Here is a 12,189-nt window from a genome sequence, read left to right on the forward strand (position 1 = left end):
CCGCGCTTTCTAGCGCAGGACCGGGCACAACGCGATGCCCAATAACGCATTCCTGAAATCGGCTCGGAGCGCTGAAAAACCCGCAAGCGATTCTTACATTTGGCATATTCGCGTGTCAGAGATCGCCTTCTCAAGGCATGCGCCCATCGCGGCGGAACTGCCGCTCGTTCAGAACCTTGCTTCCGCATGCCATCTCAACGTTTCGTCCCTCCGTCCGAAGTGCCCGGCCTTGCGGCGCGACGGATTGCCGCCGACATCGTCGACGGCGTGCTGCACAAGCACCGCACGCTCGACGACCAGCTCGACGGCGGCGGTGCCCATCCCGGACTGAAGACGCTGGCCGACCGCGACCGCGCGCTGATGCGGCGCCTGGTCGCCACCGTGCTGCGCCGGCTCGGCACGCTCGGCCATGTGCTGTCCCGCCTGCTCGACAAGGGCGTTCCCTCCGACGCGCCACGCGCGCAGAGCGCCCTTTTGATCGGCGCCGCGCAGATCCTTTGGATGGACGTGCCGGATCACGCCGCGGTCGATCTCTCCGTCCGCCTCGTGCAATCCGACCGCCGCGCCGCGCGCTATGCCGGGCTCGTCAACGCCGTGCTGCGCCGCTGTGCGCGCGAGGGCAAGGCGCTGGTCGAGGAGGTCGCGACGCAATCGCTGGATCTGCCGCCATGGCTGCTCGCGCGCTGGAGCGCTCATTATGGCGAGGCGACCGCACGAGACATGGCATCGGCGCTCGGCCACGAGCCCTCGCTCGATCTCACGGTGAAATCGGATCCCGCCCAATGGGCAAGCCGCCTGCATGGTGAGATGCTGCCGACGGGAACGGTGCGGATGCTGCTGCATGGTGCGGTAACCATGCTGCCCGGCTTCGCCGAAGGACAATGGTGGGTACAGGACGCCGCCGCCGCGTTGCCCGCCCGGCTGTTCGGCGATGTCAAAGGCAAGTCCATTGCCGATCTCTGCGCCGCCCCTGGCGGCAAGACCGCGCAGCTGGTGCTCTCGGGCGCGCAGGTCACGGCGATCGACCGCTCGCCGGCGCGGGTGGCGCGTTTGCGCGAAAACCTGGCGCGGCTGTCGCTGCAAGCCGAGACCGTCGTCGCTGACGCCGTGGAATGGGCCGGCCCGGCGGAGGCGTTCGACGGTATTCTGATCGATGCTCCCTGCACCTCCACCGGCACGATCCGCCGGCATCCCGACGTCGCATGGCTGCGGCAGGACTCCGACATCGCTACCCTGGCCGCGCTCCAGCAGCGGCTGCTGCGCAAGTCGGTGTCGCTGCTCAAGCCGGGCGGGACGCTCGTCTATTGCACCTGTTCGCTGGAACCGGAGGAGGGCGAGCAGGCGGTGGCGGCACTGCTCGCCGCCGAGCCCGCGCTTCGCCGCGCTCCGATCGTGGCATCGGAGGTTGCGGGCCTCGACGAAATCCTCAACGGGGACGGCGACCTGCGCACCCTGCCCTGCCATCTGCCGAACGCCGATCCCAGGCTCGGCGGGCTCGACGGATTTTTCGCGGCCCGGCTCGTTAAATCCTGATTTTGCACTGGATTTTGCGACCACGAGCCTGATTCGCGCCGTTCAAGGTGGTGTCAGGCGTCCGATTTTGGGATTAATAAGGATTCGTCACTGATCCTCTCCCCCATCAAGGCAAGGCGTGTCGGTCGCTCAACGCAGACGTATCTCGACGCTGGTCATGAACCGCTTCGCGCGGAACATGCTCGCGCGCGCGAGCGGCGGTTCCGTTGTGCTGTCGCGAGTCTGGCCCGGCCGCACCGACCGGCTGATCATCGCGCCGCATGACCTGCGGACCGCGGATGCGACTCGCGCTGCCGAGATCTATGCCGGTCGCTTCGTCTTCGCCGGCAAGATCGTCAATTGCCATGGCCGCTCGATCTTCGACCTCGAGCCGCCGTCGGAGGATTGGGAGGTTGCGCTGCTCGGCTTCGGCTGGCTGCGGCACTTGCGCGCCGCCGATACGGCGCTGACGCGGGCGAATGCGCGCGCGCTGATCGAGGACTGGATCTCGAATCCCGCCAACAAGCGCCGCCCCGTCGCGCGGCGCGCCGACGTACTGGCGAGGCGCGTGATCTCGCTGCTCTCGCAGGCGCCGCTGGTGCTGAGCGAGACCGACAACAAGTTCTACCGCCGTTACTTGCGGGCGCTGGCGCGCGAGATCCGCTTCCTGCGCTACACCATGGTCGACATTCCGGACGGGGTGCCGAAGCTGCAGGTGCTGATCGCGCTGTGCTATGCGTCCCTGTGCCTCGCCAACCAGACGCGTCACATCCGCAGCGCCTCCAAGAAGCTGTCCGACGAATTGCAGCGGCAGATCCTGCCCGATGGCGGCCACATCTCGCGCAATCCGGGCGCGCTGATCGAGCTCCTGATCGACCTCTTGCCGCTGCGGCAGACTTTTGCCGCGCGCAATATCGCGCCGCCGCCGGCCCTGCTCAATGCGATCGACCGCATGATGCCGATGCTGCGCTTCTTCCGGCACGGCGACGGCAATTTCGCCCTGTTCAACGGCATGAGCGCGACCTCGTCCGACCTGCTCGCCACGCTGCTTGCCTATGACGACACCCACGGCGCGCCGATGGCGAACATGCCGCATACCGGCTTTCAGCGCCTCGATGCCGGCCAGACCACTGTGATCATCGACACCGGCCCGCCGCCGCCGGCCGGCGTCAGTCACGACGCCCATGCCGGCTGCCTCTCGTTCGAATTGTCGTCCGGCATCAGCCGCATCGTCACCAATTGCGGCATGCCGACCACCGGCCGCGACAATTGGCGGCCGTTCGCGCGCAGCACGGCGGCGCATTCGACGCTGACCTATCACGAGACGTCGTCATGCCAGTTCGTCGAGATGTCGGCGATGAAGCGGCTCCTGCACGGCGCGCCCGTCACCAGCGGCCCGGTCGAGGTCGAGAGCTATCGCGAGGTCGTGCAGAACGGCACGCTGCTCACGACCTCGCATGACGGCTATCTCGCCAAGTTCGGCGCGATCCACCGCCGCGTGCTGATGATCGCCAATGACGGCGCGCGCATCGACGGCGAGGACGCGCTGTCGCCGCCGCAGGGCGGACGCTTCAAGGGCGCCGATGCCGATTTCGCGCTGCGCTTCCATCTGCATCCCGCAGTGAAGGCAAGCCGGCTGTCGGATGCGCGCGGCGTCATGCTGGTGCTGCCGAACCGCGACGTCTGGACCTTCGAGGCATTGGACGACAAGGTCGATCTCGAGGACAGCGTATTCCTGGCCGGCAATGACGGCCCGCGCCGCACCGCCCAGATCGTGATCCGTCAGAACGCCCGCCAGGCCCCCTCGATCCGCTGGAGCTTTGTCCGCTCCACCGCCTCGCCCGCAGTGACCAATGCCCGCCGCAACGCCCGGCGCGAGCCGGAACTTCCGTTGTAAACAGGCGCGATCCGGCCCTATCTACCCGTTGAGAGCGACGCCAAAAGCTGCTATCGAGCGCTCGCTCGCGCGACTGGCGACCTTGGATGGAGCACCATCGGGAAGCGCGGGACATATAAGCCGCGCGCCTGGGCATAGACACTCCCTGAACAGAGGATCTTGCTCATGACTGACCGTCCCCGCCGCGTCACCCGCGCCCTTCTGTCCGTCTCCGACAAGACCGGCCTGATCGAGTTCGCCAAGGCGCTCGCCGCGCACGATGTCGAGCTGGTCTCGACCGGCGGCACCGCGAGAGCGATCGCGGCGGCCGGCCTCAAGGTCAAGGACGTTTCCGACCTCACCGGCTTCCCCGAGATGATGGACGGCCGCGTCAAGACGCTGCATCCGAAGGTGCATGGCGGCTTGCTCGCGATTCGCGACAACAAGGACCATGCGGAGGCGATGCAGGCGCACGGCATCGCGCCGATCGACCTGCTCGTCGTCAATCTCTATCCGTTCGAGGCCACCGTCGACAAAGGCGCGGGCTTCGAGGATTGCATCGAGAACATCGACATCGGCGGCCCCGCGATGATCCGCGCCGCCGCCAAGAATCACGACGATGTTGCCGTCGTGGTCGAGGCGCAGGACTATCAGGCCGTGCTCGACGAGCTCGCCGCCAACAAGGGCGCGACCACGCTAAAGCTGCGCCGGCGGCTTGCCGCGAAGGCCTATGCCCGCACTGCGGCGTATGACGCCGCGATCTCGAACTGGTTCAATCGTCAGCTCGAGATCGACGCGCCCGACTTCCGCGCTTTCGGCGGCAGGCTGATCCAGTCGTTGCGCTACGGCGAGAACCCGCACCAGACCGCCGCCTTCTACGCGACGCCGGACAAGCGCCCCGGCGTCTCCACCGCGCGGCAGCTCCAGGGCAAGGAGCTCTCCTACAACAACATCAACGACACCGATGCCGCCTATGAATGCATCGGCGAGTTCGACGCCAAGCGCACCGCGGCCTGCGTCATCGTCAAGCATGCCAATCCCTGCGGCGTCGCCGAAGGTCCGAACCTCGTCGAGGCCTATCGCAGGGCGCTGGCCTGCGATTCCACCTCGGCCTTCGGCGGCATCATCGCGATGAACCGCGCCCTCGATGCCGATACCGCGCGCGAGATCACCAAGATCTTCACGGAGGTCATCATCGCGCCAGATGCCAGCGAAGAGGCGATCGCCATCATCGGCGGCAAGAAGAACCTGCGCCTGCTGCTCGCCGGCAGCCTGCCCGATCCGCGTGCGCCGGGCCTGACCGCCAAGACGGTGGCCGGCGGCCTGCTGGTGCAAAGCCGCGACAACGCCGTTGTCGACGACATGACGTTCAAGGTCGTCACCAAGCGCGCGCCGACGGATGCGGAGATGCGTGATCTGAAGTTTGCGTTCCGGGTGGCAAAACACGTCAAGTCCAACACCATCATCTACGCCAAGGATCTCGCCACCGTCGGTATCGGCGCGGGTCAGATGAGCCGGGTGGATTCAGCGCGGATCGCCGCACGCAAGGCGCAGGATGCGGCGGCCGAGCTGAAGCTCGCCGAACCGCACACCAAGGGTTCGGTGGTGGCCTCGGATGCGTTCTTCCCGTTCGCCGACGGCATGCTTGCCTGCATCGAAGCCGGCGCCACCGCCGTGGTGCAGCCCGGCGGCTCCATGCGCGACGACGAGGTGATCAAGGCCGCCGACGAGCACGGCATCGCCATGGTGTTCACGGGAACGCGGCACTTCAGGCATTGAGTCCATCGACTCGTCATTGCGAGCGAAGCGAAGCAATCCAGTCTGTCTCCGCAAGGAAGGTCTAGATTGCTTCGTCGCAAGTGCTCCTCGCAATGACGAGGATAAAGTTGCATGATGCGGGCTAATCCCGCACCCGCATCAACAGCCCCAATCCCGCAACGAAGAACACCACCAGCACGGCCATGCCGGCCTTCTGGCTGGCGGTCAGCGCGGTGACCAGGCCGATCAGGAGCGGGCCGATGAAGGACGTCACCTTTCCCGTCAGCGCAAACAGGCCGAAATATTGCGCGATGCGATCCTTCGGCGCGAGATGGATCAGCAGCGTGCGGGAAGCGGCCTGGAGCGGGCCGCCGGCTGCACCGATCAGGCAGCCCAGCACGAGATAGGCGCGCTCGGCCGTACTCGAGAACAGGGCAGCGCCCGCTTGCGGCGGCGCGGTCTTGACGAACAGGACGCTGTCCTTGTCGACGAGGAGAATCGCGGCCACCGACAGCAGCAGGACCAGCAGGCTGCCGGCGATGACGCGCTTCGGCCCGAGACGATCATCCAGCTTGCCGCCGAACCAGGCGCCGAGCGCGCCGGCGATCGCGAGCATGATGCCGAACGTCCCGATCTGGATGGTGTGCCAGCCGAAGGTGCCCGCGGCATAGATGCCGCCGAAGGCGAACAGCGACACCAGACCATCGGTGTAGATCATGTTGGCGAGCAGGAATGCCGCGAGCGATTTCTGCCTCGGCAGACTCTTGATCGACTGCTTCAGCTCCGACAGGCCTTCGCGCAACGCCTCGCCCAGCGGGCGCTTCGCCGGATAATCCGGCGTGAACAGGAACATCGGCGTCACGAAGATGATGAACCACAGCGCAGTCAGCGGCCCCGCGGCACGATCGCCCTGACGTGTGAGGGGATCGAGGCCGAAGAGCGGCGTGACGCCGAGCAGCGTGCGGCCGGTCTCGGGATTGGCGGCGAGCAGGCCGAGCACGATGATCAGGCTGACGATGCCGCCAATGTAGCCCGTGGCCCAGCCGGTGCCGGAGAGACGACCGATCCGCTCCGGCGGCACCAGCGTCGGCATCATCGCGTTGTTGAAGAGCGTGGCAAATTCCGCACCGACGCTGGCGAGCGCAACTGCGGTGAGCACCAGCGGAATGACGGCATGATCGCCGGGCTTGCCGATCCAGAGCGTGCAGGACGCCAGCACAAGCACCGTACCGAAACCTGCGATCCACGGTTTCCTGCGGCCCGAAGCGTCGGCGATGGCGCCGAGCACCGGCGACAACAGCGCGATCGCAAGGCCCGCGGCCGCCATCGCAAAGCCCCACAAGGATTGACCGGCGGCGGGATTTGGCGCAATGGCCGTCGCGAAATAGGGCGCGAACACGAAGGTCGTGATCAGCGTGAAATATGGCTGCGCGGCCCAATCGAAGAAGATCCAACTCACGACGGCGGCGCGCGGCGGATAGGTCCGCGCCACGCCGGCCATGCGCGCATCCGGAGCGATTGTCGTCATCACGCAGCACCCATCACGAACAGTTTTGCCTCTCTTAGAGCAAACGGTATAGCATTACAGTGACGGGTGTGAACCGGTGCAACGCCACGGCGGGAATTCGATGATGTCGTCATATTCGACACGGCGGAGATTTTTAGCCGCCATTACCGTCCTGGTGCTCGGTCTCGCCCCTGCGACCGCTCAGGATGCACGGCAGGGCTATGTTCCGCCCGCACGCGAGGCAGTGCGCGCCGTCGCCGCCGAGCACGGCATGGTGGTGGCGCAGGAGAAGATCTCCGCGCAGATCGGCGCCGACATCCTGCGGCGCGGCGGCAATGCCATCGACGCTGCGGTCGCGACCGGCTTCGCGATGGCCGTGACCTATCCGCGTGCCGGCAATATCGGCGGCGGCGGCTTCATGGTGATCCATTCCGCCGATCGCAATGAAGACATCACGATCGACTATCGCGAAACCGCGCCGGCCGCGACCACGCCGCAGATCTTCCTCGGCGCCGACGGCAAGCCCGACGCGACGAAGTCACGGGATTCCGCGCTCGGCATCGGCGTGCCCGGCACCGTCGCCGGCCTTGCGCTCGCGCTCGAGAAATACGGCTCGGGTCAGTTCACGCTGGCGCAACTGCTGGCGCCTGCGATCGCGCTCGCACGCGATGGCTTCATCGTCAGCGACGACATGGCCGATACGTTGCCGGGCTGGCACCGGCGGCTGGCACGCTGGCCTTCTTCGGCCAGGATATTCTCGCGTCCGGATGGCACGCCGCTGGGCGAAGGCGATCGGCTGGTGCAGGGCGATCTCGCCGAAACGCTGGCGGCCGTCGCTGCACAGGGGCCGCGGGGATTCTACGAGGGGCCGGTCGCCGAGAAGCTCGCCAAGGCCGTGACCGATGCCGGCGGCATCATGACGCCGGCCGACCTCAAGGCCTATCAGCCGGTCATCCGCACGCCGGTGCGTGGCAGCTACCGCGGCTATGACATCGTGTCGATGCCGCTACCCTCATCCGGCGGCGTCGTGCTGATGGAGACGCTCAACATCCTCGAAGGCTTCCCTCTGGCCGATCTGAAGCAGGGATCGGCGGCGTCGCTGCATCTCTTGATCGAAGCCATGAAGCGCGCTTATGCCGATCGCGCCCGCTATCTCGGTGATCCCGCCTTCGTCAACGCGCCGATCGAGACCCTCATTGCGAAGGACTATGCCGCGAAGCTGCGCGCGCACATTTCCCCCGAACGCGCCACGCCGTCAAAAGAGCTCGTGGCCTCTCCTGCCGCGCCGCGTGAGGGCAGCAACACCACGCATTTTTCCGTCGTCGATGCCCACGGCAACGCCGTCAGCAACACTTACACGCTGAACTTCAGCTACGGCGTCGGCCTCGTCGCCGACGGCACCGGCGTGCTGCTCAACAACGAACTCGACGATTTCACCGCGGCAATCGGCGCCTCCAACGCCTATGGCCTGGTCGGCTTCGAAGCGAATCTTCCCGGTCCCGGTAAGCGGCCGCTGTCGTCGATGTCACCGACCATCGTGCTGAGGGACGGCAAGCCGGTGCTGGTGACGGGCTCGCCCGGCGGCAGCCGCATCATCTCGACCGTGCTGCAGGTGATCGTGAACGTGCTCGATTACAAGATGGATGTTGCGGCCGCCGTCGCAGCGCCGCGGCTGCACCACCAATGGCTGCCGGATGAAGTGCGCGTCGAGCGCGGCTTTCCCGAGGGCGTGCTGCTCGAGCTGAAGGCGATGGGGCACCTCGTCGTCGAGCCGATGGGCCAGACATCTGCCAACTCGATTCTGGTGACGCCGAACGGAACGCTGGGCGCAGCCGATCCGCGCACGCGCGGCGCGGAGGCGGCGGGGCAGTAACCTGCTCCCGGAATGACGGGGTAAGGGAGCTTACCGCCCGACCTGATACGGCCCGCCCTTCTCCAGCGCGCGCGCATAGGCAGGCCGGGCGTGGATGCGCTCCAGGAACGCCATCGCCTTGGGATGGCCCTGCTCGAGGCCGCCGCGAGCTTGGGCGGCTTCGAGCGGAAAGCTCATCTGGATGTCAGCCGCGGTGAACTCGCTGCCGGCGAACCATTCGCTCTTGCCGAGCTCGCCTTCCCAATAGTCCATGTGCTGCTTCAGCTGCGGATTGACCAGCGCGGTCAGCGCCTGGTTGGAGACTTTGCGCACCAGCGGGCGCAGCAAGGCCGGCGCACGTTTCGGCATCAGCGTGAACAGCAGCTTGAGCAGCAGCGGCTGCATCGCGGATCCTTCCGCATAGTGCAGCCAATAGGTGTAGCGCAGCCGCTCCGGCGTGTTCGGCGGCGGGATCAGCCGCCCGTTGCCATAGGTGGCGATGAGATACTCGATGATCGCGCCTGATTCGGCGATGGTGTTGCCGTTGTCGGTGATGACGGGCGATTTGCCGAGCGGATGGATGGCGCGCAGCTCCTTCGGCGCGCGCATGTCCGGCTGACGCTGATAGCGCACGATCTCGTAGGGAACGCCCAGCTCCTCGAGCAGCCACAGCACGCGCTGCGAGCGGGAATTGTTGAGGTGGTGAACGGTCAGCATCGCGGCGTCCTCAAAGGCTTGGTCGTGGTCATCGGCCGCGCCGTTGGTGCCAGCCCGGGAACACATTGTCGAGCCGTCGCTGCTGATATTTTTATCCGGGTATATTGACGCGAGTAATTTACCCGGGTATTAAGAAACCCAGCATCGTCAAAATGGCAATGATTCCAATGCAGAAATTTTTCACCGCTTTCCAGGGACAACGCCGCCTGGTGTCCGGGCCGGCTGGAGAGGTTGCGCTGGTCGTCAAGCGGGTGGCGTCACAGCCGGACGAGCCAATCATCATCTTCGAGGACGCCACGGGCCGATCGATCGACTTCGATCTGCGTGGTGGAGATCGCGAGGTGTTGGCGCGCTTGGCGAAGCTTGTCCCGCCGTCGGCTGAGGCGACCGAAGCACCCGCAGAGCCGCGCGGTCGCGGCCGGCCGAAGCTCGGCGTGGTCGCGCGCGAGGTGACCTTGCTGCCGCGGCACTGGGAGTGGCTCAACGCACAGGCCGGCGGCGCTTCGGTCGCGCTGCGCAAGCTCGTCGACGAAGCCAGGCGCGCCAGCGGCGACAAGGACCGCGAGCGGCAGGCGCGCGATGCGGCCTACCACTTCATGTCGACCATGGCCGGCGATCTGCCGCAGTTCGAGGAAGCCTCGCGCGCCCTGTTCGCGGATGACCGGCGACGCTTCACCGGCCTGATCGCCGACTGGCCGACCGACATCCGCGACCACATCGTCAAGCTCGCCTACAGCGACCGCGCTTAAACCGCGCGCCGCTTCTCACGCCCCATCGACGGCCGAGCCGCGCATTGCGCGGCAACGGCTTCGCACGCCCTGATGAAAGGCCAATGCCATGTCTGCCGCAAAGCCGCTCTGGACCACATTCCTCCGCTTTCTCGCACCCCTGATGCTGAGCAACGCGCTGCAATCGCTGTTCGGCACCGTCAGCAACGTCTATCTCGGCCAGATGGTCGGCGTCGGCGCGCTCGCCGCGGTCTCGGCGTTCTTCCCGGTGATGTTCTTCCTGTTCGCCTTCGTCATGGGCCTCAGCACCGGCGCCACCGTGCTGATCGGCCAGGCCTTCGGCGCCGGCGAGCATGGCCGGATCAAGATCATCGTCGGCACGACACTCGCCGTCGGCCTGCTGCTCTCGATAGCGATTGCACTCGTTGGCGGGATCTTCAGCCGGCCCCTGATGGTGATGCTCGCCACGCCCGCGGACATTCTCGATGAAGCCAGCGCCTATGCGCGCATCATGCTGTTGACGATGCCGCTCGGCTTCATCTTCCTGCTGATGACGGCGATGATCCGCGGCGTCGGCGATGGACTGACGCCGCTGCTGGCGCTGGCCTTGTCGACGGCGATCGGCCTGATCCTGACGCCGATGCTGATCCGCGGCACGTTCGGATTGCCGGCCGTCGGCATCACCAGTGCTGCCTGGGCGGCTGCGATCTCGAACACGCTGACGCTGATCGTGCTGGCTGCCTATCTGCTGCGGAGAAAGCACGCGCTCGCGCCGGATGCGACGCTGCTGCGTCACCTCCGACTAAACGGCGCCGTGCTCGGCAAAGTCCTCGGGATCGGCCTGCCGAGCGCGATCGGCATGGTGGTGATGGCGATCGCCGAGCTTGTGCTGCTCGGCCTCGTCAACGGCTTCGGCTCGAATGCCACCGCGGCCTATGGCGCCGTCAACCAGGTGATGGGCTACACCCAGTTCACGGCGATGTCGATTTCGATCGCGGTCTCGATCCTCGGCGCCCAGGCCGTCGGCGGCGGCGACCGGGCCCAGCTTGACGGCATCGTGCGGATGGGCCTTGCGTTCAATATCGTCCTGACCGGCGGGTTGGTGGCGCTGATCTACCTCGCGCCACTCGCGGTGCTCGGTATCTTCATCACCGACGGCGCCGTGCTGGATCTGGCGAAGGGATTGCTCAACATCGCCTTGTGGAGCTCGGTGCCGTTCGGGCTCGCCACGGTGTTCTCGGGCGCAATGCGCGGCGCCGGCGTCGCGTTGACGCCGATGCTGCTGTCGATCTTCGCGATTGCCGCAATCGAGCTGCCGGCTGCAATCATCCTCAGCCACACGGTCGGCCTGAACGGCGTGTGGGCCGCCTATCCCATCGTGTTCTGCGCCATGTTGATTCTGCAGATGGGCTATTACCATCTGGTGTGGCGCAAGCGGGCGATGCAGCGCCTGATCTGACGGTCAAAGTATTATGACCGTCATTAAACGATAGACCTGTGGCGCGGCCTGCGCCACAATGAGAAAAAGCCGCTCAGAAAGCCAGGCCAGGGAGAATGATTTTGACCCGCACCGCCCCGCAATTCCTGTTCGATTTCGGTAGCCCCAACGCCTATCTCAGCCATCTGGCGATTCCAGCCATCGAACAGCGGATCGGCGTCAAGTTCGAATATGTGCCGATCCTGCTCGGCGGCATCTTCAAGTCGACCAACAACAAGTCGCCGGCCGAGACGCTCGCCGGCATCAAGAACAAGCGGGAGTTCCAGCAGGTCGAGACCGAGCGCTTCATCAAACGCTTCCATGTCCAGCCCTATGTCTGGAATCCGCACTTTCCCGTCAACACGCTGAACCTGATGCGCGCAGCGATCGCAGCGCAGCTCGAGGGCGTGTTCGAGACATATGTCGAGGCCACCTTCCACCACATGTGGCGCGAGCCGAAGAAGATGGACGATCCCGAGATCGCGGTGAAGGCGCTGGCGTCGTCTGGTCTCGATGCGCAAAAGCTGTTCGCCCGCGCCGGGGAACCCGAGGTGAAGGCCAAGCTGATCAAGAACACCGAGGAGGCGGTCGCCCGCGGCGCCTTCGGCTCGCCGACCTTCTTCGTCGGCAATGAAATGTTCTTCGGCAAGGAGCAGTTGCGCGAGGTCGAGGAGATGGTGTCGGGAAAGTGAAGCGCGCGAATGGCGAGTAGCGAATAGCGAGTGGAAATCGCGCCCACTATTCGCTACTCCCTATTCGCCA

The 12,189-nt window shown here is 65.9% G+C and carries 9 protein-coding genes and 1 riboswitch; of the genes, 7 read left to right on the forward strand and 2 right to left on the reverse strand.

Features of this window, described 5'->3' with window-relative positions; genetic code table 11:
• The first annotated feature begins 186 nt into the window (after nucleotides 1–186).
• The 3 genes from I6F24_RS30625 (at nucleotide 187) to purH (ending at nucleotide 5,167) form a co-directional block, all read left to right on the forward strand.
• Entirely contained in the window at nucleotides 187–1,533 is a 1,347-nt protein-coding gene (locus tag I6F24_RS30625; RefSeq protein WP_109141989.1) for a transcription antitermination factor NusB, read from the forward strand.
• A 157-nt stretch (nucleotides 1,534–1,690) separates the two neighbouring features.
• Nucleotides 1,691–3,409, forward strand: coding sequence for a heparinase II/III family protein (locus I6F24_RS30630; RefSeq protein WP_036038852.1), 1,719 nt, complete (start codon nucleotides 1,691–1,693; stop codon nucleotides 3,407–3,409).
• A gap of 59 nt (nucleotides 3,410–3,468) precedes the next feature.
• Nucleotides 3,469–3,550, forward strand: a riboswitch (ZMP/ZTP riboswitch).
• Between the two features lie 24 nt (nucleotides 3,551–3,574).
• A complete protein-coding gene (gene purH / locus I6F24_RS30635) occupies nucleotides 3,575–5,167 on the forward strand; it encodes a bifunctional phosphoribosylaminoimidazolecarboxamide formyltransferase/IMP cyclohydrolase (RefSeq protein WP_225151892.1) in 1,593 nt (530 codons plus the stop codon).
• A 121-nt stretch (nucleotides 5,168–5,288) separates the two neighbouring features.
• Here purH and I6F24_RS30640 read toward each other — a convergent pair whose 3' ends face one another.
• On the reverse strand, nucleotides 5,289–6,674 hold the full coding sequence (locus tag I6F24_RS30640) for an MFS transporter (RefSeq protein ID WP_036024247.1): 1,386 nt from the start codon (nucleotides 6,672–6,674) through the stop codon (nucleotides 5,289–5,291).
• Nucleotides 6,675–6,774: 100 nt separating this feature from the next.
• Between I6F24_RS30640 and ggt the strand changes: the two genes are divergently transcribed.
• The gene (gene ggt, locus I6F24_RS30645; RefSeq protein ID WP_225151894.1) at nucleotides 6,775–8,526 is read left to right on the forward strand and encodes a gamma-glutamyltransferase; all 1,752 of its coding nucleotides are present in this window, start codon (nucleotides 6,775–6,777) and stop codon (nucleotides 8,524–8,526) included.
• 30 nt (nucleotides 8,527–8,556) lie between these two features.
• Here the strand turns inward: ggt and I6F24_RS30650 are convergent, their stop codons facing one another.
• On the reverse strand, nucleotides 8,557–9,222 hold the full coding sequence (locus tag I6F24_RS30650; protein WP_036002974.1) for a glutathione S-transferase: 666 nt from the start codon (nucleotides 9,220–9,222) through the stop codon (nucleotides 8,557–8,559).
• A 152-nt stretch (nucleotides 9,223–9,374) separates the two neighbouring features.
• On the opposite strand from I6F24_RS30650, the gene I6F24_RS30655 reads away from it, so the two are divergent.
• From I6F24_RS30655 to I6F24_RS30665, 3 genes are all read left to right on the forward strand, one after another.
• Complete coding sequence (locus tag I6F24_RS30655; RefSeq protein WP_109141984.1) at nucleotides 9,375–9,971, forward strand: DUF2239 family protein; 597 nt, start codon at nucleotides 9,375–9,377, stop codon at nucleotides 9,969–9,971.
• Between the two features lie 88 nt (nucleotides 9,972–10,059).
• Nucleotides 10,060–11,409, forward strand: coding sequence for an MATE family efflux transporter (locus I6F24_RS30660; protein ID WP_225151896.1), 1,350 nt, complete (start codon nucleotides 10,060–10,062; stop codon nucleotides 11,407–11,409).
• Between the two features lie 101 nt (nucleotides 11,410–11,510).
• The gene (locus tag I6F24_RS30665) at nucleotides 11,511–12,119 is read left to right on the forward strand and encodes a 2-hydroxychromene-2-carboxylate isomerase (protein WP_225151898.1); all 609 of its coding nucleotides are present in this window, start codon (nucleotides 11,511–11,513) and stop codon (nucleotides 12,117–12,119) included.
• The last annotated feature ends 70 nt before the right edge of the window (nucleotides 12,120–12,189 follow it).

It is taken from the genome of Bradyrhizobium sp. BRP23 (genome assembly GCF_020194135.1).
Taxonomy (GTDB): Bacteria; Pseudomonadota; Alphaproteobacteria; order Rhizobiales; family Xanthobacteraceae; genus Bradyrhizobium; species Bradyrhizobium yuanmingense.